The 22,151-nt window shown below is 40.1% G+C and carries 17 protein-coding genes; 9 read left to right on the top strand and 8 right to left on the bottom strand.

Annotated features, from left to right (window positions below; all coding sequences use genetic code 11):
• Window positions 1-42: 42 nt before the first annotated feature.
• The gene (locus FLL46_RS08595; RefSeq protein WP_210418634.1) at window positions 43-705 is read right to left on the bottom strand and encodes a DUF3299 domain-containing protein; all 663 of its coding nucleotides are present in this window, start codon (window positions 703-705) and stop codon (window positions 43-45) included.
• Window positions 706-842: 137 nt separating this feature from the next.
• Here FLL46_RS08595 and FLL46_RS08590 point away from each other — a divergent pair, with 137 nt between their 5' ends.
• The 3 genes from FLL46_RS08590 (at window position 843) to FLL46_RS08580 (ending at window position 6,246) form a co-directional block, all read left to right on the top strand.
• Complete coding sequence (locus tag FLL46_RS08590) at window positions 843-1,550, top strand: ABC transporter ATP-binding protein (RefSeq protein WP_142893075.1); 708 nt, start codon at window positions 843-845, stop codon at window positions 1,548-1,550.
• Window positions 1,541-2,782, top strand: coding sequence for an ABC transporter permease (locus FLL46_RS08585; RefSeq protein WP_142893074.1), 1,242 nt, complete (start codon window positions 1,541-1,543; stop codon window positions 2,780-2,782). Before FLL46_RS08590 ends, FLL46_RS08585 begins: the two co-directional genes overlap by 10 nt.
• 209 nt (window positions 2,783-2,991) lie before the next feature.
• Entirely contained in the window at window positions 2,992-6,246 is a 3,255-nt protein-coding gene (locus tag FLL46_RS08580; RefSeq protein WP_142893073.1) for a S41 family peptidase, read from the top strand.
• 194 nt (window positions 6,247-6,440) lie between these two features.
• On the opposite strand, the gene FLL46_RS08575 is transcribed toward FLL46_RS08580, so the two are convergent.
• The 4 genes from FLL46_RS08575 to FLL46_RS08560 all read right to left on the bottom strand — a co-directional run bounded on the left by FLL46_RS08575 (window position 6,441) and on the right by FLL46_RS08560 (window position 9,238).
• Window positions 6,441-6,899, bottom strand: coding sequence for a Fur family transcriptional regulator (locus FLL46_RS08575; protein ID WP_142893072.1), 459 nt, complete (start codon window positions 6,897-6,899; stop codon window positions 6,441-6,443).
• Window positions 6,900-7,294: 395 nt separating this feature from the next.
• Complete coding sequence (locus FLL46_RS08570; RefSeq protein WP_142893071.1) at window positions 7,295-8,299, bottom strand: CobW family GTP-binding protein; 1,005 nt, start codon at window positions 8,297-8,299, stop codon at window positions 7,295-7,297.
• Between the two features lie 46 nt (window positions 8,300-8,345).
• Entirely contained in the window at window positions 8,346-8,735 is a 390-nt protein-coding gene (locus tag FLL46_RS08565) for a MerC domain-containing protein (protein ID WP_142893070.1), read from the bottom strand.
• A gap of 23 nt (window positions 8,736-8,758) precedes the next feature.
• Window positions 8,759-9,238, bottom strand: coding sequence for a Fur family transcriptional regulator (locus tag FLL46_RS08560; protein ID WP_142893069.1), 480 nt, complete (start codon window positions 9,236-9,238; stop codon window positions 8,759-8,761).
• Window positions 9,239-10,517: 1,279 nt separating this feature from the next.
• Between FLL46_RS08560 and FLL46_RS08555 the strand changes: the two genes are divergently transcribed.
• The 5 genes from FLL46_RS08555 to FLL46_RS08535 all read left to right on the top strand — a co-directional run bounded on the left by FLL46_RS08555 (window position 10,518) and on the right by FLL46_RS08535 (window position 17,974).
• Entirely contained in the window at window positions 10,518-11,771 is a 1,254-nt protein-coding gene (locus tag FLL46_RS08555; RefSeq protein ID WP_142893068.1) for an efflux RND transporter periplasmic adaptor subunit, read from the top strand.
• An 84-nt stretch (window positions 11,772-11,855) separates the two neighbouring features.
• The gene (locus FLL46_RS08550; RefSeq protein WP_142893067.1) at window positions 11,856-12,638 is read left to right on the top strand and encodes an ABC transporter ATP-binding protein; all 783 of its coding nucleotides are present in this window, start codon (window positions 11,856-11,858) and stop codon (window positions 12,636-12,638) included.
• A gap of 8 nt (window positions 12,639-12,646) precedes the next feature.
• A complete protein-coding gene (locus tag FLL46_RS08545) occupies window positions 12,647-15,040 on the top strand; it encodes an ABC transporter permease (RefSeq protein ID WP_142893066.1) in 2,394 nt (797 codons plus the stop codon).
• Window positions 15,041-15,165: 125 nt separating this feature from the next.
• Window positions 15,166-16,539 carry a sigma-54-dependent transcriptional regulator gene (locus tag FLL46_RS08540; protein WP_142893065.1) on the top strand — a complete coding sequence of 458 codons (1,374 nt, stop codon included), beginning with the start codon at window positions 15,166-15,168 and terminating at the stop codon, window positions 16,537-16,539.
• Window positions 16,540-16,636: 97 nt separating this feature from the next.
• Window positions 16,637-17,974, top strand: a complete 1,338-nt coding sequence (locus FLL46_RS08535) for a sensor histidine kinase (RefSeq protein ID WP_142893064.1) — start codon at window positions 16,637-16,639, stop codon at window positions 17,972-17,974.
• Between the two features lie 134 nt (window positions 17,975-18,108).
• Here FLL46_RS08535 and FLL46_RS08530 read toward each other — a convergent pair whose 3' ends face one another.
• Window positions 18,109-18,540 carry a hypothetical protein gene (locus FLL46_RS08530; RefSeq protein ID WP_142893063.1) on the bottom strand — a complete coding sequence of 144 codons (432 nt, stop codon included), beginning with the start codon at window positions 18,538-18,540 and terminating at the stop codon, window positions 18,109-18,111.
• On the bottom strand, window positions 18,540-19,286 hold the full coding sequence (locus FLL46_RS08525; RefSeq protein WP_142893062.1) for a type 1 glutamine amidotransferase domain-containing protein: 747 nt from the start codon (window positions 19,284-19,286) through the stop codon (window positions 18,540-18,542). The genes FLL46_RS08530 and FLL46_RS08525 overlap by 1 nt, the downstream gene beginning before the upstream one ends.
• Window positions 19,287-19,415: 129 nt before the next feature.
• Here FLL46_RS08525 and FLL46_RS08520 point away from each other — a divergent pair, with 129 nt between their 5' ends.
• Window positions 19,416-21,437 carry a winged helix-turn-helix domain-containing protein gene (locus FLL46_RS08520; RefSeq protein WP_142893061.1) on the top strand — a complete coding sequence of 674 codons (2,022 nt, stop codon included), beginning with the start codon at window positions 19,416-19,418 and terminating at the stop codon, window positions 21,435-21,437.
• Between the two features lie 17 nt (window positions 21,438-21,454).
• On the opposite strand, the gene FLL46_RS08515 is transcribed toward FLL46_RS08520, so the two are convergent.
• On the bottom strand, window positions 21,455-21,940 hold the full coding sequence (locus tag FLL46_RS08515; RefSeq protein WP_210418633.1) for a GNAT family N-acetyltransferase: 486 nt from the start codon (window positions 21,938-21,940) through the stop codon (window positions 21,455-21,457).
• Window positions 21,941-22,151 lie beyond the last annotated feature (211 nt).

Below are 22,151 nucleotides of genomic sequence, written 5' to 3'. Positions count from 1 at the left end.
CATATGATTTAGTCGAAGTTTAAGCTCAGGTACTCTTATTTTCTATTCATAGTATTTTTCAAAATATTGTAGATTTAAAGAATAGGTAGCTTTGGCTATTTCATTTTCGACAAGCGAAGTTTGTAAAATACCTGAAATCCAAAACGGATCATATAAAGATTCTAGTTGGAGACCTTTTGGGTATTCAACAAATATTATTTGATTTGGTGGTGGCGGTGGCATATGGATACAAGCACCGAAAAATGGTACTAAGAAAAACTGGGTAATGATTTGTTCGTCATCAAATTCCACTGGTACAACAAAACCGGGGATCCTGATCGCCTGGTCGTTCATTTCTGAAACCACCCGTGTTGATACCAGCGCTTGCTGGTAGCGGTCATCATTTGCCGCAGCAATAGTACTTTGAACCTGACTAGTGATCTGATCTTCGATAGAGCCGTCTTCAATTTCTGAGAGGTAATCTGGCGGGTTTAACAATGCATCCAGGTCATCTTTAGGCATTAGATCGGTCCACTCAATAGTTTTAAACGATGTTTTAGGTAACTTTTCTCCCGGTGTAAGGCGAGCAGTATCGGAGTCAGTCTGGTTGGCATTCGCTGTGTTTTTCCCATTGGACTTTGTGTTTATGACATCTTGTTTACTTGGTGTTTGCTCGGATTGCTCTATTTCATCGCAGGCGCCTAACAAAAGAGTTATTAGCGACACGAAAATTAACTGCCGAATATTGCCCATCTTTAGTGATTTCATAGGGGATAAAGATTTTAAATTCTATTGCAAAAAATGATACATTATATCTTTCTCAATTAGCAATCTGTTATTTTCAGTATTCCGTCGGAAAATTCATGTCTATTAGCCTTAAAAATGTCTATTTCACCTATCCTGATGCGCCCCATAGGCCAGTTCTTAATATCCCATGCTGGACAGTGGCACCTCAAGAGCAGGTTTTTGTCCATGGGCCGTCGGGTGGAGGAAAATCCACATTATTAAATTTACTCAGTGGAATGTTGGTACCTAGTCAAGAGGGGCAAGGGGGCCAAGGGGAAGTATCAATACTGGGTAAGCGTCTGGATAAAATGAGCCAGCGCCAGCTGGATCGTTTTCGAGCCAATCATATTGGTTACGTATTTCAACAGCTTAATCTGATCCCTTATTTAAGTTCGGTAGAAAATATTCTGCTAGCCACTTATTTTTCTGCGCATAAAAAGGCGAGAGTTAAATCAGCTGATGTAGAAAAACTTCTCACAAAATTAAACATCTCCCCTGATGATTGGTCCAAACAGATTGCTAAGCTGAGCACAGGGCAGCAACAACGCGTAGCAATTGCCCGTGCATTGATCAATAAACCTGAATTATTGATAGCTGACGAACCGACATCATCACTTGATCAGGATAACCGCGACAATTTTATGTCTGTTTTAGTGTCGTTAGTTGCTGAAAACAAGATTACTTTAGTTTTTGTCAGTCATGATAAGTCTTTGTCTCGCTATTTTAACCGAATTGATGCTTTGTCTGATATTAGCTGTTTGAGCGGAGCGCGCGGATGTTCATAAAGCTCGCATTAAAAAGTCTACTCAATCGTAAAGGCTCAGTCGTTCTCACATTAATGGCAATGACAATTAGTGTTTTTGTATTGTTGGCGGTAGAACACATTCGTTATCAGGCTAAGGAAAACTTTGCTAAGACGGTCTCCGGGGTCGACCTTATTGTGGGGGCGAGAACAGGGAGTCTTAATTTATTACTGTATTCGGTTTTTCGTATCGGTTCACCTACCAATAACATTGCCTGGGAATCTTTTAAGCAAATTGCTAACAACCCGCAGGTGAAATGGGCTATTCCTATAACGCTTGGTGATTCACATAAAGGTTATCGGGTAATGGGAACAACCAAGCCATATTTTGAGTATTTCAGCTACGGGAACCAGCACAAATTAAAGTTTGATCAAGGTAGCGCATTTAACCAGGTATTTGACGTGGTACTTGGATCGGACGTCGCCAAAGAGCTGGGTTATTCAACAGGCGACGCAATTATTTTATCCCATGGATTAGCGAGTACGAGCTTCAGCCTTCACGATGACCGGCCATTCACCGTAACTGGTATTTTAGAGCCAACAGGAACGCCGGTTGATCAAACCTTGCATGTGAGCCTGGAAGGGATTGAAGCGATACACATTAATTGGCGGCAAGGTGTAAAAATGCCGGGAAACAAAATGACCGAGGAGCAAATTGAGCAGCTCGAGCTCAAACCCAAAAGTGTCACCGCTTTGATGTTAGGATTAAAATCGAGGATGGCTACATTTCACGTACAACGTGAGATTAACCAATCAGTGAGAGAACCTTTGCTGGCAATACTGCCAGGTGTTGCATTGTCCGAACTTTGGCAAATGATGAACATTTTAGAAAACACACTGCTTCTGGTGGCAATATTAGTGTTTGTTGCTGCGTTGCTGGGGTTAAGTGCAATGCTGTTATCTTCTATTCGTTATCGAGAGGCAGAAATTAGATTGCTCAGAGTCGTTGGTGCGCCATCGGTCTTTTTGTTTTTTCTTATCCAGATAGAAACGTTAATGATAACGATCGTTAGCTTGATACTGGGAGCTGGAATTTTGGCGATTAGCTTGGCCGTCGCACAAGATTTTTTGATTTCGCGATTCGGTTTGCCTGTAAGCAGTAATATCCTATCTGAAAGTGCTGCCTACTATGCGCTGGGTATTATTGCTGCCTCGATAGTGATTGCTATAATTCCATCTTTAAAAGCATACAGCAAAGCGAAAATTAACATTTAACCTGGATTCTGGATATTGAGTGTATCTGACAAATGATTGTTATATTTTAAGGGTTTAAACCGAGTTTGAGTATGGGGTTACGAAAAAACTTGATTAACATTAGTTAACAATCGAATTAGTAAAATTGACTCTGCTCTATAGAATCCAGTATTTATTCGCGATATAAAGACCCATCTGCGTTTTCTTTCAATTTATCACAGGCAAGAAAAATGAAAAAAATACTATACTCCAAGCCGAGCAAAGGACTATTAGCAACACTGGTTGGCGCGGTTTTTCTGTCAACACCTGCCCTGGGTAACGATTCTACCAGATTATTGCGGTTTGCCGATATCCATAAAGATAAAGTGACGTTTGTATATTCAGGTGATATTTATGTCGCTGATATCAACAGTGGCAAATCGACGAGGCTTACGTCACATAAAGGAATGGAGACGTTTCCAAAATTTTCGCGCAAAGGGGATAAAATCGCATTTGCGGCGGAGTTTAATGGTAGTCGCCAAGTTTATACGATGAATTTGGACGGAAGCGGTGTCAATCAAATTACTTATTACAATGATGTTGGCCCAATGCCGCCACGTGGTGGTTATGATTATCGTGTCATGGATTGGTCTGCAGATGACAAACATGTTTTGGTTCGTGGCAATCGATTACCTTGGGGCGTCCGCATGGGGCGACCTTATCTGGTACCTGTAGACGGTGGTTTAGCAGAGCCACTTGCAGTTCCTGAAACCGGTGGCGGTATGCTATCGCCAGACGGTAAAAAATATTTATATACACCAATCGATCGAGAATTTCGCACCTGGAAACGCTATCGGGGTGGTCGGGCACAAGATGTCTGGATCTATGATTTAGAAAATAATACGAGTGAACAACTCACTACAAACCGAGCAACCGATAATCAGCCGGTTTGGGTCGGCGATAAGATTTATTTCTTAAGCGACAGGGAATATACACTGAACTTATTTGAATACCAAAAAGGTTCTGCCCCCTTGAAGCGGACCCAACATAAAGACCATGATGCACTGTGGGCTTCAGCAGGACCAGAAGCGCTGGTATATGAGCAAAATGGATTTTTATGGCGGTTTGATCCTGCTTCTAATCAATCGAAAAAATTGAATATAAAAATTAATGGCAACGCTGAACATTTGATGCCGCAGTTTAAAAATGTCACCGCTCAAATCGAGTCGATGGATATTTCCAAAGATGGTAATCGGGCAGTGTTTGGCGCTCGTGGGGAAATTTTTACCGTTCCCGCCAAAAATGGAGAAATTCGCAACGTCTCTAATACACCAAATGCCAGGGAGATTTCTGTTAGTTGGTCACCGGACGGAAAAAATGTTGCTTACTTAAGTGATAAAAGTGGCGAATATGAGATCTACATTCGCGCACAAAATGGCCAAGGCAAAGAGCAGCGATTAACGACTGACGGTTCGATTTGGCGGTTTGCCCCTGTGTGGTCACCAGATAGTAAAAAATTGGTATTTAGCGATAAGAATCAAACGCTCTGGAGTTTAACAGTCAAAAATAAAAAACTGACCAGGCTAGATCGTTCAGATACCAATGATATTGAGGATTATACCTGGTCACCTGATAGTCAGTGGGTAGCTTATACCAAGCAGGAAGATAATGGTTATGGTTCTATCTGGGTAGCCAATGTGAAAAGTGGTAAGGCGCAGCGTTTAACTTCAGCGAATACCAGTGATCAAGAACCTGTGTTCGACGCAAATGGAAACTATCTTTTCTTCCTGTCAAATCGTGATTACAACTTCTCTTTTAGCAGTTATGAATTTAACTACCTCTACCACCAGGCGACTCGTGTTTATGCCGCACAGTTAAATGCAAAAGCGCCCGCTTTATTTCCACATAAAAGTGATGAAGTATCTTTAACGGCTGCAAGCAAAGAAGAGGACAAGGATAAAAAATCAAAAAAGCTCGAAGTTGAAATCGACTTTGCCGGATTTGATTCTCGTGTTATTGCATTGCCAGGTGACGCCGGCAATTACAACAATTTGCAAGCTAATGGTAAGCAGGCTTTTGTATTGCGCAATCAAAATAGTCAGAATGATTTACAAATTATTGATTTGCAAAAAAATGAAAAACCTAAAGTTGTTGCCGAAAATATTAGAGATTATTCGCTTTCTGATGATGGCAAAAAACTCTTATTACGACGGGGGAATGATTTTGCCATTGTGGATGCAAAGGCTGAGCAAAAGTTTGATAAAACCAAGCTTAACTTGACTAATTTAACCTTAAAGATTGATCCAAAAATAGAATGGCAACAAATGTATGTTGACGGATGGAGAATTTTACGAGATTGGTTCTATGATCCCAACACTCACGGAAACGACTGGTTGCAAATACGTAGTAAGTACCAACCTTGGGCAGATGCCGCAACTCACCGCACAGATTTAGACTATGTGTTTGGAGAAATTGCAGGCGAACTCAATGCCGGTCACGTTTATGTTAACGCTGGTGATCAACCGCGCGTTGATAGTAGAAAACATGGATTGTTAGGCGCTGAATTTTCCCATGATAAATCAGGTTATTTTAAAATTAATAAAATTTTTGCAGGAGAAAACTGGCATGATGCGTTCCGTTCTCCGCTCACCCAGCCGGGTGTAAAGGTCAGCGAAGGTGATTTTATTTTAGCGATTAACGGTCATTCGACCAAGCAGGTAAACAATATTTACCAGTTGCTGGAGGATACTCAGAATCGAACGATTACTTTAACTTTAAATTCTCGTCCACGCATTAAAGGTAGCTGGACTGCTCAGGTGAAACCGATTGCTCGCGAACATAACCTGCGTTATCTGGATTGGGTTAACCAAAGAGCGGCCATGGTAGAAAAATTATCGGGTGGAAGGATCGGCTACTTGCACTTACCTAACACGGCAACCGATGGCAACCGCGAATTATTCAAACGATTTTTACCGCAAGTGACTAAAGATGCATTAATCATTGATGATCGATATAACGGTGGCGGTTTTATTCCCGATCGTATGATCGAGTTGCTTTCTCGTAAGACGCTAAACTATTGGAAGTTCCGTGGGCTAAAACCCAATGCCACTCCGCTGATTGCTCACGATGGACCAAAAGCCATGCTGATCAATGGTTACTCCAGCTCGGGTGGTGACGCCTTACCTTATTACTTCCGCAAACTCGGTTTAGGCAAACTGGTTGGCACGCGAACCTGGGGCGGTTTAATTGGGATCAGTGGTAATCCAGGACTAGCTGATGGTGGTTTATTGTTAGCGGCAACTTTTAGAACCATGGACACAGATGGAAATTGGATTGTGGAAAATGTCGGTGTTTCGCCGGACATTGAGGTATTGGATCGTCCCGAATTAATCAATGCCGGTAAGGATCCATCGCTGGAAAGAGCCGTTAAAGAGTTACTAATAGAACTTGAGGCTAATCCACGTAAATCAATTAAGGCACCAAAACCACCGACTAATTTTAAATAATCTATCTAGGGCGTGTTTATCTTTCGTTCTTTGAGATTGCCGCGGTCATTTTTTTGTTCAGCAAGTGATGCGGCATCCCGACGAAAGATGAGCCATGTAGCCATTCTACAGGTTCATCTTTAAACCATCGATAATGTAACTTACTTGTCGATGGTTTTGAGAATCTCGCAGACTTATGCTCGTGGTGGGAGATTTTAATCTTCTTTCACACACGCTTCGCAAATGCAATTGATTTCTAGCTGAGGGCTTTTAAGGTGATAACCTGCTTCTTCTACATTCGCCTGAAGGGTTTGAATAATTTTTTTGTTAATACCAATCTCTGTTACTCGCTGGCAATCACTACAAATCAAGAACTGGGGAACTTCATGAGCGTGATCACAGGTAATATGGGAGCAAGCAACATATTTATTGGCCAGGTTGAGCTTGTGCACTAACTGCTCTTCTTGTAAAAAATCAAGGATCCGATAGACAGACATTGCTGGAAGGGACTGGTCGAGCTCTTTAGCGCAGTAATTTGCCAGTTCATAGGCAGAAAGTGCTTTTTCAGATTGTAATAGACCAGCCAATACGTTCTTTCGTTTATCTGTGAGACGTGAACCGTTATTTTTGCAATGCTGCTCTGCGTGCTTAATGATGTAATCTATTGTCGCCATATGTTCTATCGGAGGAATGAAAGAGGGCCAAAGAACTCTGCCCAATATTATTTAATACAACAGCGCTACAATATATCATTTCGTTGAGTAAGATGAAATCATATAATGTTTACTAGTTTTTAAAGAATAGCAGTATTTTATCGATTTAAACGGATCTCTATTAAAAAGTAATAGAAAAAACTAAGAAACTTAAAGTGATTTTTCAAATGCTGTCTGTGGCTTAACTTCGTTTTCAATTTGGCACTTAAGCTAATTCCAGACGCGCCATTAGTCATTACAAATATCAGCTACTGTTTTTTTATTCTCGATTCTAATAATAAATACGTAATTAACCTTCTAAAATTCCCCAGTCCAGGAAACCGGAGGAAAGAATAAACAATTCAATATTTGGGTGTTCAGTTCGCAACGCAATCCATGAGTTGTGTTTCTAGCGAACCATCCAGGCTGTCGGATATGATTTCAATACGACTTTCGAAACAGTCATCCAACTCTACTTCCGTGAGTGCATCTTCCGTAAGGTTGTAGCCAAATATTCCCGCGTTTGTGATAAATACCGCTTTCATTCTTTCCGCCTGGATACCAGTTAGAAACGTCAATAATTTCTGGCGGTTAAATATTTTTTCCGGAGAGAATCGCCAGCCAACACTCTTAAAACCGTCGCCTTCATTGGTGGCCTTAATAAATCCACATTTTGGAATGGGGCTTTCTGAGATGGTTGGCTTTTTTTCATTATTGTAATGATGGTGGTGAGACTTTGAGAATAGGGTAGCGGTGGCGCCTTTTAATTGAGATAGCGCTATTTTGCCATGTTGGGTAAAAGTAACTTTCGCCTGGGATTGGCCATGTTGTTTGACGAAATCCGTTAACCTGTTTTTTTCTTCATTTTCATAAAGATCCAACTTATTACCCACGACAACATCTGCGAGCGCTATTTGCTGGATAAAAGTATCATGTGTCGAATATCGCTTATCCGAAAGTTTCCGAGCATCTACCAGGGTGAGTGTTTTTTGCAACGAAAGTACATCTTTATAATGGTCACTTGAAAGTACCTCTAAAACTTCTTTCGGATGTCCAAGCCCTGTTGGTTCAATTAACAGGCGATCGGGTTTGGCGAGAGCGAGTAGCTGATTTAAAGCGATTTGCATTGGTAAGCCTGATGCACAGCACATGCAACCGCCGGGTACCTCGCGAATAAATACGCCTTGGTCTTTTGAATGTTGCCCTTCAAATAAACTGCCATCAACACCAATTTCACCAAACTCATTGACTAATATTGCCCAGCGTTCATTCTTGGGTTTATTGCTTAGTAAATGGATTATCGCGGATGTTTTTCCAACACCCAAAAAACCCGTGATGATATTAGTTGGGACTGCTTCTATATTGGAATTAATGTGGCTCATTGGACTGGCTTAACTTATATATCAAGAATAGTTTTATGGTAATGCTCTAACAGCTGCAGGCTTGTTTGCAGCATAACCGGTGGTTTTTTACATGCCCGTAAGCGACAGCAATAGCGCCTAATAAAGTAAATGCTTTTTCGCCAAACTCACCCAGCGCGTCGTGACCTAAAACGAACGCTAATAACAACAGACTTAACCCGGAGATTCCCCAGGCATAGATAATTGATTGTTTGTGCTTCCGGTAGCCCGTCGATAAGGCAAAAATACTGTTAATAAATACCGCTGCTAACATATATTGATGGAATTGTTTGTCGTTAAATGAAAATGCCGCAATTGACGGTGCTATTAGTAAGACTATAGGCAAGACAATGCAATGTACTGTGCATAAAAATGAAAGGCCAATGGCCGTTTTATCTCCTATGGCTTGAATATTCATAATATATATTTTCCGTTTATCTGTTAAGCGGCATCTACCATGCAGTGTTCGCACAGGCAATTCATTTCCAGTTGCGGACTGAGTAGGCGAAACCCCGCTTTTTCTACATTCAATTGAAGATTTTCGATTATCGATTTCTTGATAGTAATTTCTTCGACTTGCTGACACTTGCTACAGATTAGAAACTGAGGGATTTCATGGGCGTGATCACAGGTGATGTGAGAGCAGGCGACGTATTTGTTTGCGATATTTAGTTTGTGAACCAGCTGTGCTTGCTGTAGAAAATCCAGAATTCGATAGACAGACATAGGAGGCATTGCAACTTCAAACTCTTGGGTATAATAGTCTGCAAGTTCGTAGGCAGATATGGCCTTTTCCGATTTTACCAGGCCCATTAAAACTTGTTTTCTTTTGGTGGTCAGTTTAACGCCCATGTGCTTACATTTCTCATCAGCACGTTCAACGATCTTAAGCAAATTTTCTGCAACTTTCTTTGTGCTCATTAATCTCTTCTAGTTCGCTTTTACTCATTGATTTTGGGGTACTATTTCAATTATTAGCGCTTGAAAAATAATGGTATGTTGTATCAAATAGGGAGAAAAGCTTTGTTAAATTTGAGTCTAATGTCATATCGACATTTTAAGGATTAGTGACAAAAGCTTCGAATTAACTCCAGTCCATAGGTTACGTTATAACATAGCATAAAAATCAATTGAGCGTTAGTCTGGATTCTTGAATACTTTTTTCCTAATCTGCGTTTGGCGGTTAGGATTGAAGCTCCATGACCAGGAAACAATAGTAAACTCGAGAATGATCAGAATGACGCCTCGTTTAATGATATTTATCGCGAAGTCTCGACTATCGCTAAAACGATTTTCTATTATCGCTGCAGACAAGTCTGCGAGAAAAACAAATATTGCTGTACAAAAATGATAATCATGCCTCGGAGTAGATTGATATGATGAAGAGTGTTTTTTTCATGATATATTTTATAAAAAAGTGCGCGGCTTAAAGCCGCGCTAAAGGAGGGGCTGCGATATGCCCTACAAATACCAATTTATTGAGATACTACCGTTGATGCCGTCACCAGGTGAGTGAATAGTGAAAGTAGCGTCATTGCCAAAGTCGAACGCATACTCATAATATTCATCGTTGATAATGCACGCAGAACTTTCATGCGTTTCCCCTGAACATAAATTACCTGTTAAAAATAAAATTCCGGTTCTTTTTTTATCATTCTCTGTTTGACGTCGGCCACTTCACAAAGGCAAACAAGAATTTAAAGTTTTCTTTTATTATTTGAGTTTTCGCTAAAATAATAATTTTTAGATATGTTATAACATATCTTTTGTGGGAGTGGAACCAAACACTTGAAATCAAAGAGCAATTTGCCGGTTGTTGTGACAGATTTAACGTCCAGGGAGAGGTTATGAAAAATTTAACCGGAAAATGTCCTTTTTTTTAACTATTTGATTTATAAGAATATCTTCTGGCTGTCGGATTTTTTCTGGATTTTGTAGCAGTAACGAGAGTGGTTCAAAATTGTGAACCAGAGTCTTGTTTATATGAACTGACGATTCGTGTTCGATTTTAAAAAACAGTGTTCATTTTCGTAAATCTCTTGTCCGCCTAACCCTCACAAAAAAATAATTCCCTTTAGATACAATGAGTTATGGTTGAACGTGATCCTGGCATATTAGCTGCTAAGTAATGGATATTTATAACTGGATGTGCGCCTAAAATTGAAGGGTTGCATTTATATCGAGTACCTTAAGAGCTTTTATGGATATTCCGATTCGCCGAAATCAAAGCGCGTTTTTTAAAAGAGTGAAACCAATATATTGCGTTATCGCCATTGCGCTAGTTGCCATGACGGTACTCTCGTTCACTATCGAGTCAGCTTTACCCTCTGTCGAAAATGAAAAAGTTTGGGTAGGGGAAGTTAAGCGGGGCGAATTTAGCCATGAAATTCGAGGTGTTGGAAATTTAGTTGCCGCAGACAATCGATGGATTTCCACTGCCTCTGCTGGAATTGTCGAACGGGTATTGGTTAAACCGGGCGCTCGAGTCTCCGGCGATAGCATTTTAATCAAATTACGTAATCCAGAATTGGAACAAGACTATAAGCAAGCCGAGTGGGAATACAATGCGGCCGAAGCGCAATTTCTGGCGTTAAAAGCCGAGATTGAAGAAAAAAATCTGGAATATGAAATGTTGGTCGCCGAGGCGAAAATGGAAGTTGAATTGGCATTGATGAACGAAAAAGCGCAAAAGCCCCTTGCCGAAAAAAATATTATTTCAGCCATTGATTTTGAAAACTCGAAGCTACGTGCACGCCAAAGTCAATTAATGTTAAGAATAAGAAGCGAAAGACAAAAACGAAGAGCTGAAGTCGCAAAAGCGCGATTAGCCGCAGAAGAAGCCAAGGTGTGGATGTTTCGCAATCAAGTAGAAAGGATGCGCGCTCAAGTTGAGGCATTAGAAGTGCGTGCAGGCTTCGATGGCGTCGTTCAACAAATTCCGATAGAGCTTGGACAACAAATTCAGGTGGGTACCAGCGTCGCACGAGTTGCAAATCCGCAAGAATTGATCGCTGAATTACAAGTACAGGAAGTGCATGCTGAAAAACTCAGTTTAGATTTGGTGGTTATTATCGATACCAGGAATGAGCTGCTAAATGGAAAAGTTATTCGAATTGATCCCAGAGTAGACAAGGGAAATGTTCAAGTTGATGTTGAATTTAATTCGCAACTATCTAATAGCGTTAGGCCCGATTTGAGTGTCACTGGAACAATATTGGTAGAAAAAATTGCCGATACACTTTTTATTGATCGGCCTGCCGGTGTCAGTGCAAATAGTGAGTCATTGCTTTACATTGTGGACCCCTCAACATTGGTCGCTAGAAAAAGCCTGGTGAGTTTTGGTAGTGCCTCTGTGAGTCAAATAGAAATTTTAAACGGTTTGCAGCTTGGGGAAAAGGTTGTTCTCTCTGATACGACAGAATTTAGGCAGCACAATAGTATTCAAATAAATTAGCAGTATCCGAATAATTTAGTCATTTCGTTCGCCACATTGAAGAGGCGATGAACAATCAAATATAGAAAACAAGAGGTAGTCTTGATGCCAACGAACCAATCGAATAATAGCGAACTATCGAATTCCAGTTCTTCACCAGGTGGTCAGCATAATGAACCGCTGATTAGTCTCCGTGGCGTTGGCAAAATCTTACGTACAGAAGAATTGGAAACGCATGCGCTATCTAATATCAACCTGGATATTCATCAAGGAGAGTTTCTTTCCGTGTCTGGTCCATCAGGTTGCGGAAAATCTACTTTGTTATCGATTATTGGTTTATTAGATGAGCCGACAAGTGGGCAATTTAAATTAAAAAATATCACCACAGAAAAACTGAATATGGATCAACGGGCACAACTCAGAAGTACAGAAATTGGATTTATCTTTCAATCGTTCAATCTTATTGGTGATCTATCTGTTTATGAAAACGTTGAGCTGCCTTTATCTTATAGAGATGGGATTAAAAAAGATGAAGTTAAAACAAAAGTTGAAAACGCGCTCGACAGAGTGGGTATGACTCATCGTAAGCGTCACTACCCAGGGCAGCTATCCGGCGGACAGCAACAAAGAGTGGCAATCGCTCGAGCTTTAGTTTCAGAGCCTTCACTTTTATTGGCAGATGAACCCACTGGAAATCTTGATTCTAAAAATGGTGAGGCGGTAATGAATCTGTTAACTGAATTGCACTCTCAAGGGACAACTATTTGTATGGTCACTCACGATCCTCGATATGCCGACAGAAGCGATCGTAATGTGAGAATTTTCGATGGTCGACTAGTCGATGAAAACATTCGCACAGAAAGTGCCGATAAGTTGATCGTTGCTTAGGAGGCATTATGAGAAGGTTAATGAAAGACATAAGCTTTAGTTTTCGAACTTTAACGTCACGTCCCATATACTCACTAATCGCATTGCTAACTTTGGCACTTGGGATCAGTGTTACTGCGACTATGTTTACCTTAGTCAATAGTATTCTTTACAAACCTTTGCCGATGCCGGAATCTGAACAATTGATGATATTGTCGATTGAAAATAAAACCAAATCGAAAAAAAGTACATCTTTCAATCTTAATATTTTTCATCAAATGACTAAAGTTGATGGTGTGTTCGAATCCATTGCCTTTTGGGCATATGATCAAACAACCTTAACTGAAAACAATTCAAGCAAACCTTTGTACAACCTCCGTGTTAGCGAAGATTATTTTCGAGCGCTAGGCGTGCAACCCATTAAGGGTAGATGGCATACTATCGATGATAAAGGAAAAAATAATGTTTTAATTAGTTACGACTTATGGCGTGATGAGTTTCAGCAATCAGAGACAATTTTAGGTCGTTCCATTTTACTCGATCTAAAGCCACATACAATTATTGGCGTTATGCCACCTGGATTTAATTCGACAGGTGATTTAAATATTCAAGTTTGGAATCTGCTTGAAACCCTTGATAGGCCGGGTGGTTTAATAGCGCGACTTAAATCGGATGTTAATCAGGAGACTGCTAGCCAGCAGCTCACTCCATACAATCAAGTTTTGAATCAAGTTCGGCAAGAAAAATCTGAGGTATGGCGTTTAAAGTTAACTTCAATGGTGGAGTCGTTAACTAAAAATTATAAGCCCGCGCTCGTATTGTTGATGCTGTCAGTTTTAGCTGTATTTTTGATTGCAGTATTGAATGTGGTTAATTTAAGTTTCGCTCAATTTGGAAATCGAATACAGGAACTTGCTATACGAGTATCTGTTGGTGCTACTCGCGTTCGCCTGGTTAAACAGTTGCTGGTAGAGAATTTAATGTTGTCATTCGCCGGCGGGGCTTTAGGTTTACTTCTTGCTGCTTGGGGATTAAAGCTAGTGAAACATCTTTCGCCAGCAGATTTACCCAGGATTCATGAGTTAGCTATGGATGTTGAAGCCGTCATGGTTATCGTCTCACTAATCGTGATTGCTGGCGTATTAACTACGCTGGTTCCTGCCTTTTCCCTCGTACACCCTAAGAAATTAGCCCTGGTTTTAAAATCAGCCGGTCGTAAAATGACAGGAGATAAAAAGAGTAATCGTATTCGTCGTTCGCTTGTCGCGATAGAAGTTTGCGTTGCTGTTATACTGTTGATAGCAACAGGACTTTTACTCCAAAATTATATTTCACTACTGCAACAACCACCCGGGTTTAAATCAGACAATATCATCGCAGGACACGTTTGGCTGCCCGAACAATTTGGCAGTAAGCGAAAAGAATATTTACATTGGCGTAGTTTAATTAATGAAATTGAGAAATTGCCTGGAGTAAAAGCTGTCGCGGCGACAACTTCGCTACCGATGATGCCGACGGGAATAGACTATGATGTGAATTACAGCTATACCGGCATGTCTGAATCTTTGCCCGGTGAAGAGCCGCAAGCTGCAACTCGATCAATTACCGGAAATTATTTTTCAACCCTGCAAATTCCTATTATAGACGGCCGCGAGTTTGATGAACGAGATACCGCAAATTCATCTAAGGTTGTTATTATTAATCGAGCCCTGGCCGAACGTTTATGGCAAGAAAAATCGATAATTGGAAGAGAGCTTGTTCTTCCAAGCTGGATGGGGGGAACTCACCATATAGTTGGTGTCGTAGAAAATGTTAAACATCGTGCATTAAGTTCGGAAATTAAGCCTGAGTTTTATTTACCCTTCGCACAAAGGGTCTATAGTGGTATGAGTTTTATTGTTCAAGTAGATTCTCAACAAACCAAAATCTTGCCCAGACTACTCGCAAATACCGCTACTTCAGTAGACATTACTGCGCCTATGACGAACATTAGTTCATTACATCGTTTAACCGTGGATTCCATTGCTGCGGAAAAGTTGATGCTGAGTATTCTTGCCATTTTTGCGAGCTTAGCGTTGTTTTTAGCTAGTATCGGCGTGTATGGTATTAGCGACAATATGGTGAACCAGCGAACCAATGAAATTGGTATTCGCATGGCATTGGGGGCCCGTCCTAAAACTATTTTGCGATGGATTTTATGGGAAAGTTCGCGCCCAGTAATTGCTGGTGCTGTTTTAGGTTTGATCCTTGTTGGTTTTCTGGGAACCATAATGTCAAAAATACTTTATGGAGTTAGTGTGTGGGAGCCAACCATATATCTGTCGGTCCCGGCTACATTAGTTTTAGTGGGAATTATCGCTGCTTGGACGCCTGCCAAAAAAGCCACCAAAATTCATCCACAAGAAGCGCTTCATTGTGAGTAATATAGGTCAAGATACCCTAATTATAATTGCTTAAACCAAGCCATTCGTTGCTATTATTAATACACGTCAATGGCTTGTGTTAGACTGCTATTAAAATAATTTGATATTCGATCACTGTTTACTTTATGAAAGCTAAGCGCCAATCTCATATATTAATCGCGGACGACCAGGAGCATATTCTGGACACGCTCACCATTTTGTTAGAAGGCGAAGGTTTTCAGGTAACTGCGGTTAAAGCACTTGATGAAATCATTGAACATTGTCGAACGAGTTATTTTGACCTGGCATTGTTAGATATGAATTACACTCAGGATACGACATCAGGACAAGAAGGACTTTTATTACTCAAACGAATTCGAGAAATTGATGAAACTATTCCCATCGTTTTAATGACTGCCTGGGCCAGCATCGAGTTGAGTGTCGAAGCAATTAAAGCTGGTGCCAGTGATTTCATTGAAAAACCCTGGAAGATTAACCGACTGTTAAGTGTAATTAATAATCAACTTTCACTGGCGCGTGAGCGTAGAGCCAATCAAAGATTAAATGCTCTCGTCTGTGAACCGGAATCAATACCTGATCTGATTGTTCAATCGAAAGTGATGCAGCCTGTTATGAAGTTAATTCAGCGTACCTCGGCAAGTGACGCTAACATTCTTTTGACGGGTGAGAGTGGCGTCGGAAAAAGTCATATTGCAAAGTCAATTCATAGGCTTTCCCATCGAAGTGACAGACCTTTAGTTAAAGTGAATATGGGGGCTATTGCCGAGTCATTATTTGAAAGCGAACTATTTGGACATGCTAAAGGCGCTTATACTGATGCGAAAGAAAAACGCATAGGCCGGTTTGAAATGGCTGATGAAGGTACTTTATTTCTCGATGAAATTGCCAATATTCCTAAAGCATTACAAGGAAAGTTATTAAGAATACTTGAATCTGGTGAATTCGAAGTATTAGGTTCGTCTCATACTCGCTGTGTAGATGTTCGTATTATTTCCGCCAGTAATGTCAACTTTGAAGAAGAAATTAACAAAGGGAATTTTAGACAGGATCTTTTTTATCGGTTAAACACCATCACTATTCATATCCCGCCGTTACGAGAACGCAAAGAAGACATTCCCTTGTTGGTAGACTTTTTTATCAATAAGTACCAGCGAAAATATCGACGAGAAGGTATTGTTGTCGACAAAAAAGCCATGCAATCATTAATCGACTTTCCCTGGTATGGCAATGTTCGAGAGCTTGAACATACAATGGAGCGAGCAATGTTAATGGCATCAAGTCAAGTGATAGGCATCAATGATTTAGGGCTGCAAAAATATACTCGTCGTGAAAACCTGGAAGACATGACTTTTGAACAAGCCGAAATTTTACTGATCAAAAATGCGATAGCGAAGTTTTCTGGCAATATTCTCGCTGCAGCTGAATCATTGGGTGTTTCAAGAGCCGCCTTGTATCGTCGAATGGAAAAATATCAAATACAGACCAACTCTGAAATATAATAAATAGTGAAGATAGTTAACTTTGCTTCCACCGTTATTAAAACCGAGATAAAACCACGCATAAATCAAAATACTTTTTTAGAGTTAATGTAATGATATGACGAACAAAAGAAAAAGTTTAGAAAAACAGTTAGCCATTGCTGTGTGTGTGGCACTGTTGCCTTCGACAATAATTATTTTCCTGTTACTATTTTTCGGCGATTATTCCTTTTTACTCGTTATCACTATCTGCCTACTGGTGCTTTTGAGCGGCTTAATAGGCATGTTTTATATTTATCGAAATGTTAATAAGCATTTACTGACGTTAGCAAATTTAGTTGAGGGAATAAGAAACAAAGATTTTAGTTTGAGAATAAATTTGACCAATAAAGCGGGATCTTCCCAGGAATTAAGCAGAGAACTTAATTTGTTGGCAGAAAACTTACAACAGAATCAAATCGATTCGGTTGAATCGAGTATTACTCTCGATAAATTAATTGAACAAATCGATATTCCTGTTGTAGTTATTGATGAGCGTTTAGCCGTTCAAAATTCAAACCACTATGCCGCGAGGCTATTTAATCAGAAGCGTCGTCAAATTATTGGTTTAAGCGTTGAGCAACTTAAAATTGAAAGCTTTCTGAAGCTTCCTTCCGGTGCAATTGTCGAACATCATTTTCCAACACAAGGTGGGCGGTGGGAAATAAAATCTAAAATTCTCGTTAGTTCTGGAAGCAAATACCGCCTATTAGTTATCAGTGATATTAGTCGGGCACTTAGGTTGGAAGAAAGAAATGCCTGGAGCCGCATGGTTAGAGTTATTGGCCATGAGCTTAATAATTCGTTGACTTCGATTTCTTCACTTGCGGAGACTTTATTACTGCAACTCGATAAAAAGCCGGCAGATGATCAGCTGGGAAATCTACGCAAAGGCCTAAAAATGATTTTGGAAGGAGGGGAGTCTTTGCAGCGTTTCATCTCCGCGTATGCAAGTATTGCCAAGTTACCTGCGCCGAATTTTGAAGGATTCTTTTTACACGATTTTCTGGATAAAGTGACTGCTTTGTATCCTGATGAAGTCAAACTTGAAAAACATGAAAATATCAAACTAAATGGCGATCAGGATCAACTACAGGCTGCTGTTATCAACTTAATTAAAAATGGCATTGAAGCCGGTGAGAAGGACGATAAAGTGGTTGTGTCAGCAAAACGTAAATATGAGGGAGTTGTTATCCAGGTCTCTGATAGTGGGCCCGGCATCGCCAACCATGATAATTTATTCGTTCCCTTTTATACCACGAAGGATAACGGCTCTGGAATTGGACTTGTACTGAGTCGAGAAATTGCTGAAGCACACAAAGGTTCGCTAAATTTATATAATCGTTCATCGCAGGATGGTTGTGTTGCGGAAATCTGGCTACCGGAGAATGTTCAAAACTTTGTTTCACCAGGGTAAACCGCCCATTCACTATTGAAACGAATCGTCGGGTCAGGTCAGTTGAGCAGTAACTAATCATGTTGATAGCGATATCAACAAACCTTGACCCTCGATTCATTCATCTAAATAAACAATCTTATTTCTATTTTGCCCTATTTCTCTGGGGTGATTTTTCCCCACGAGACATTGGTTATTCTCCAACCCTGAGCCAGTTTATGTAATACAAATGCCTTAAGGTAGCTTCTTTTTTCATCATAATGGTGTACTGATTTGACAACCGCCATATTCCCATAAATATCAAGTTCAACGATATATGGGATGTAAGCGTTCACTCCCTTACCTTTATAGGCAAAATCCACCGAATAAGAAATATGCTCACCTTCCTTACTAATCCGATTATAACGAACACTCTCCGCCAGGCTTCGTTTCGCAAAGTCTGCGCCGCCTTTATGATCCCAGTGATAAAAATTATCCATGGTATCGGTGATTGCCTGCCTGTCGGTCAACGACTCGGCGTGTGTAGAAAATGGAATACCGCAAAAAAGAGTCGTGCTAAGTAGCAAAAATATTCTTAGTAATCCCATTATTTTAACTCCGTATTATTTCTAAGTAAGCTGACTAATTTTTGTGAAAGTAAGGCTGTCGACTGCGGATTTTGCCCAGTTAATAAGGGAAAGTCATAGACAATATAGGCTTGTTTAGGTTTGCCTGAAGAGTACTTACTACCCAATTCCTTAAATTTATCTTCGATCAAAAACGGATACCAGTCTTCTGCCCAACGAGGCTCTTCAGCATTTGATTTTCCCGTGGTTCTTAAACCGGCAATAAGCCTTTTCCCATTTTTCAACTTCACATAGGTTAATGCGGCGGGCCCATGACATAGCGCGGCTATAATTTTGTTTTCCTGATGAAATGCGTTAACCAGTCGACTGACCTCGGGATGACCAGCTAAATCAAAAACCGGCCCAGCACCACCAGGAAAATAGATCGCTTCATATTCGTCACTATTAATGCTCTTTAACGATTTAGGTGTGGATATCTTTTCTTCAATTTGGCGGTAGACGGTTTTTAATTCTGGTGATAGTTGCGATTCCGCCTTTGGATGTCCCGCTGCTCCTTGAGGACTGGCAAACTCAACCTGGTATCCGTTGTCAGCTAAATCTTTGTATGGTCTAATGACTTCCGGCAACCAGTACCCGCTATGATGACCTGACAGCACAAACAATACTTTGTTTTCTGCCTTCGCGTTAGTCGGTGTTAGCGTTTGGAGCATTAACAGAAACAGTACTTTTAAAATTGATTGCACACAGTTGTTAATTTTTATCCGCATTTTATATTCCTCGAAATTAATGTCCGAAGAATACTGTTACTTAAGTGAAAATTAGTCGTTGTTGTTTTGTGAGTAAAAGTGATTTTTTATGATTTGCTATAAATAATCACAAGTTATCGGAAAGTTTTTATGCGCTGGAAAGTAGGTAGCTATTATTTTGATGATCAGTCAAATGAACTCGAGAATGCCCAAAATTCAATACTATTAGAGCCAAAACCTTCCGCTGTGTTGCATTACTTTGTGCAAAATACAGGCAAAAATATCAGTCGTGATGAGCTTATGGAGGCTGTATGGCCTAACCAGGTTGTTTCTGAAAATGCGATAAATCGCATCATTGTTCAATTAAGAAAAGCGCTCAATGATTCTGAAAAAGTAAAGCGCTATATTGTGACTGTTCCCAAGGTCGGGTATCGATTTATTGCCGAATGCGTTCTTATCGATGAAAAGCTAGAAAGCACCGCCGATAGCACTGAGCCAGATAACTCAAAGGCTACTGGCCATGGTGTTAATAAAGTCCTTTTAACCTTAATCCTGATGATAGCTGTCAGCTTCTTTTTTTCCTATCAATATTATCTCAAGGATACTCAAACGACCTATAACTCTCCTAAAGTCTCGCCTTTAACGCGTTTTTCTGATATTGAGTTTGGCGCTGAACTGGCCCATGACAACCGGCAGCTAGTTTATACAGCATGGGGTGAAAATGGTTACAATGAAATTATGTATAGGCCAACACCCACTAGCCAGTCAATCAGAATTAGCCGACTCGATGGCAATGGGGCAAACCCAAGTTGGAGTCTGGATGACAGCCAGTTGGTTTATTTGTATAAAAACAAAACAACCTGTGAGTTTCACCTGGTCAACTTTAATGATGCGCAACCTGGCCCGCCGAAGGCGATTTATTCTTGCCCTCTGGAGAGCTATTCACATTTTGCTTTTTCAGTAGACCAGGAAAAACTGTATTTCACAGAAAGAAAGACAACGTTTTCGCCTTATATGGCCTATGAATTAGATATCAAGAATTCTAGTAAAATACGGCTCGCTCAACCCGTTGCAATTGGAAGAGGTAACCATTCTTTAGATTACGATTCTGAAAAAGATGAATTATTGCTGTTGAATGAGTCACGTATCGGCAAATCGACAGTATTTTCTCTTAATGTGGCGAAGCAAACTTATCAAAAGCTGGTCGACCTGGATTATCGGATAGACAGCGTAATTTGGGGGCACGAGCCTGATACTATTGTACATCCCGGTATACATCCGTCTTATCAACTGATTCAAACGAATATAAAAGACGGCACAACCCAAACGCTACTTTCAGACACGAGAAGAATATCTTCACCAAAGCGAGTTAACAATAATAAAGATTTCCTGTTTACCTCGTATCTATTTAACCGCGACATTACCTTGGACGCTGATATTCCTGTCAATATTAACTCGGCTGTCATGGATTATATCCCCGCAATATCCCATGATGAAAAATACATTGCTTTCATTTCAAAGCGCTCCGGGTATAGTCAAGTTTGGCTTTATTTAAGAGAAAGCCAAACTTTAAGTGTTTTTGATAGCATCAATGATGGAAGAATGTTTTATAGTTTAGACTGGTCTTTTGATGACAAAAAACTATTGGCAAATAGTTCGCTCGGTTTAATGGTTCTGGATCGTGAATCTGGTGAAATCGAGCAAGAAATATTACCGACTTCTCGAAGTTATACTGCTAGTTGGTATTCGAATAACGAAATTACTTATAGCGTTTTTCAAAATGAAAAATGGCTAATTCACCATTATAATTTAGACACTAACTCTACTCAGTTACTCGATGAAAATTGGGCGTTCGCTATTTCAAATGGTACAAGTACCATTTTTATTGACCAAACTATGAAAATGAATTTATCGGGCGAAACGAGGAATTACACCAATTTATGTGCACCGATAATCAACCGCTTTAGTTTTAATATCCGCTTTACTCAAAATGGTTTTTACTGTCCGGCAAAAGATAACGGCAACGACTTAATTTATATCGACAATAAGAATCAACAGAAACGACTAGCAGGAGCTTTGTATCAAGCGCCGTTTTACTCCATTACCACTAACTTGAAGGCTAACATTGAGTTAAAAAATTCGGTTAGCGACATTATGCGCACTAACTATTAACTTTTCTGCGTTGAAGGTTATGATTTTTTTGTAAATAACCCAAGCTGATAATTTCCATTGTTACTTTGGTATGCTTTACCTAACCTGGCGAAAGACGTTTTTTTAAAAAGGTGATGCATAATGAGGTTATCTTCTCGAGTTGTCGCAAAACAGCTATTGCCATCGAGAGCATTGATAACAGACTTCATTAAAAAACTCCCGATCCCCTTTCCCCTTGATTCCGACAAAGTGTAAAGATAGCCAAGTTCATAAAGGTAGTCTTTTGCTGCGTCAGGCTCGCCTGACTTTAAGAATACCTTGTTCTTATAATTGATATTTGGGCGTTTCAACGCGCCTACTGCGACACACTGATTATCGAGTTCAATAAAAATAAGTTTGTAGGCCTGTTCAATTCGTTTTCTCAAACCTTGCGCCTGAACTTCACCGCCCTCTAGAACTAACTTTTCAAAAAGTGAAATTTCATCTAGCGAACATTCTCGCGGGGTTTTAATTATCGCTCGCATACTTATTCCAAAAATCTACATTGTTGGGTTAAAGATATTTTGTGTTCAAATTACGCCCAAATGCCGCTTGAAGTGTTTCGGCATTAATCAAATTTGTTTGTGAATACCGCCGATCTCAGTACCAAAAATTTAGGCGTTCAATTGGCATTCTGCAAGTTTACTGGCCACCTGAGACTACTATAGAAAATGTTATTGAATTTAATCATTATGT

The sequence above is a fragment of the Aliikangiella coralliicola genome, assembly GCF_007004725.1.
Classification (GTDB): domain Bacteria; phylum Pseudomonadota; class Gammaproteobacteria; order Enterobacterales; family Kangiellaceae; genus Aliikangiella; species Aliikangiella coralliicola.
Note: the sequence above shows the minus strand (reverse complement) of the source record. Positions and strands in the feature narration are given on the sequence as shown.